Genomic DNA, 1,745 nt, shown 5'->3' on the forward strand with positions numbered 1-1,745 from the left:
GTCCAGGCCGAGGGCCAGCGCCGCCACCGCGAGCGCGGGCGTCATGGCGCCCAGGCCGACGGCGTAGACGGTGGAGGGGGCGTAGATCTGCACGGCGTCGCGCAGCGCCTCCCGGGTGCGGGCGGCGGAGGCGGAGCGGGGACGCATGCCCGCGAGCGTAGCGGGACGGCACGCGCGCGATCGTCGTGGGACCGGGTCACTACGCTGGTGCCATGGCCTCCCGCACCGCCTCTCCGCCGCCCTCGCCCGCCCCGTCCCCCGCCGCTGCCCGCGGCGCCCTGGACCGGTACTTCCGCATCACCGAGCGCGGCTCGTCGGTGGGCCAGGAGTTCCGCGGCGGCCTCGCCACGTTCCTGGCGATGAGCTACATCGTGGTGCTGAACCCGCTGATCCTGTCCGGGCCCGACTCGGCCGGGAACACCCTGGGCATCCCCGCCGTGGCCGCCGTGACCGCGCTCGTGGCGGGCATCATGACCATCGTCATGGGCGTGTGGGCGCGGCACCCGTTCGCGGTGGCCGCGGGCCTGGGCGTCTCCGCGTTCGTCTCCATCACCATCGCCACGACGCCGGGGCTCACCTGGCCCCAGCTGATGGGCCTCGTCACCGTCGCCGGTCTCGTGATGCTGCTGCTCGTGGTGACCGGCTTCCGCCGTGCCGTGTTCGACGCGGTCCCGGAGGCGCTGAAGTCCGGCATCGTGGTGGGCATCGGCCTGTTCATCGCACTGATCGGCCTCGTCAACGCCGGGTTCGTGCGGCGGCTGCCGGACGCCGCCGACACCACGGTCCCGGTGGGCCTGGGCACGGGCGGCGAGCTCGAGGGCTGGCCCGTGCTGGTCTTCGTCGTCGGGCTGCTGCTGACCGCGGTCCTCGTGATCCGCAAGGTGCGCGGCGCCATCCTGATCGGCATCGTCGCGGCGACGATCCTCGCCAACGTGCTTGAGGCCGTGTTCCACATCGGCCCCTCCGTGGACGCCGACGGGAACGCCGTGCCCACGGGCTGGTCCCTGATCGCCCCCTCCCTGCCCGAGTGGACCGCCCCGGACCTGCACCTGCTCGGCAGCGTGGACCTGTTCGGTGCCTTCACCTCCGTGGGCGGGCTGATGGCCTCCCTGCTCGTGTTCGCGATCCTGCTCTCCGTGTTCTTCGACGCGATGGGCGTCTCCGTGGGCCTGGCCCGCGAGGCCGGCACCGTGAACCCGGACGGCTCCATCCCCGACCTGAACCGGGTGCTCGCCGCGGACGCGCTCGCGGTCGCCGTGGGCGGCGGCGCCTCCGGCTCGGCGCACCAGATCTTCGTGGAGTCCGGCACCGGCATCGGCGAGGGCGCCCGGACCGGCCTGGCCTCCGTGTTCACCGGCCTGTTCTTCCTCGCGGCCGTGTTCCTCTCCCCGCTCATCCACCTCGTGCCGTTCGAGGCCGTGGCCCCCGCGCTCGTGGTGGTCGGGTTCATGATGTGCCAGCACGTGGTGCAGATCGACTGGTCCGACCCGGGCGCGGCCTTCCCCGCGTTCCTCACGTTCATCCTCATGCCGTTCACCTACTCGATCGTCAACGGCATCGGCGCCGGCGTGGTGGCCTACGCGGTGATCCGCACGGGCCAGGGCCGCGGCCGCGAGGTGCACCCGCTGCTGTGGTTCGTGGCGCTCGCGTTCGTCGCGTACTTCGGGCTCGGCGTGGTCCGGGCGGCGCTCGGCCTGAACTGACCCGCCACCCCCGACGGCGGCGCACCGGACCGGTGCGCCGCC

The 1,745-nt window shown here is 73.5% G+C and carries 1 protein-coding gene; it reads left to right on the forward strand.

Annotated elements, in window-relative coordinates:
• The first annotated feature begins 212 nt into the window (after positions 1-212).
• Positions 213-1,703 carry an NCS2 family permease gene (locus HMPREF3105_RS08750; RefSeq protein ID WP_036316717.1) on the forward strand — a complete coding sequence of 497 codons (1,491 nt, stop codon included), beginning with the start codon at positions 213-215 and terminating at the stop codon, positions 1,701-1,703.
• Positions 1,704-1,745: the final 42 nt, after the last annotated feature.

Source organism: Micrococcus sp. HMSC31B01 (assembly GCF_001816085.1).
GTDB lineage: Bacteria > Actinomycetota > Actinomycetes > Actinomycetales > Micrococcaceae > Micrococcus > Micrococcus luteus.

Bases quoted from the DNA above. Each gene is read 5' to 3' on its own strand.
- HMPREF3105_RS08750 (WP_036316717.1), top strand. From the start codon at position 213: ATGGCCTCCCGCACCGCCTCTCCGCCGCCCTCGCCCGCCCCGTCCCCC.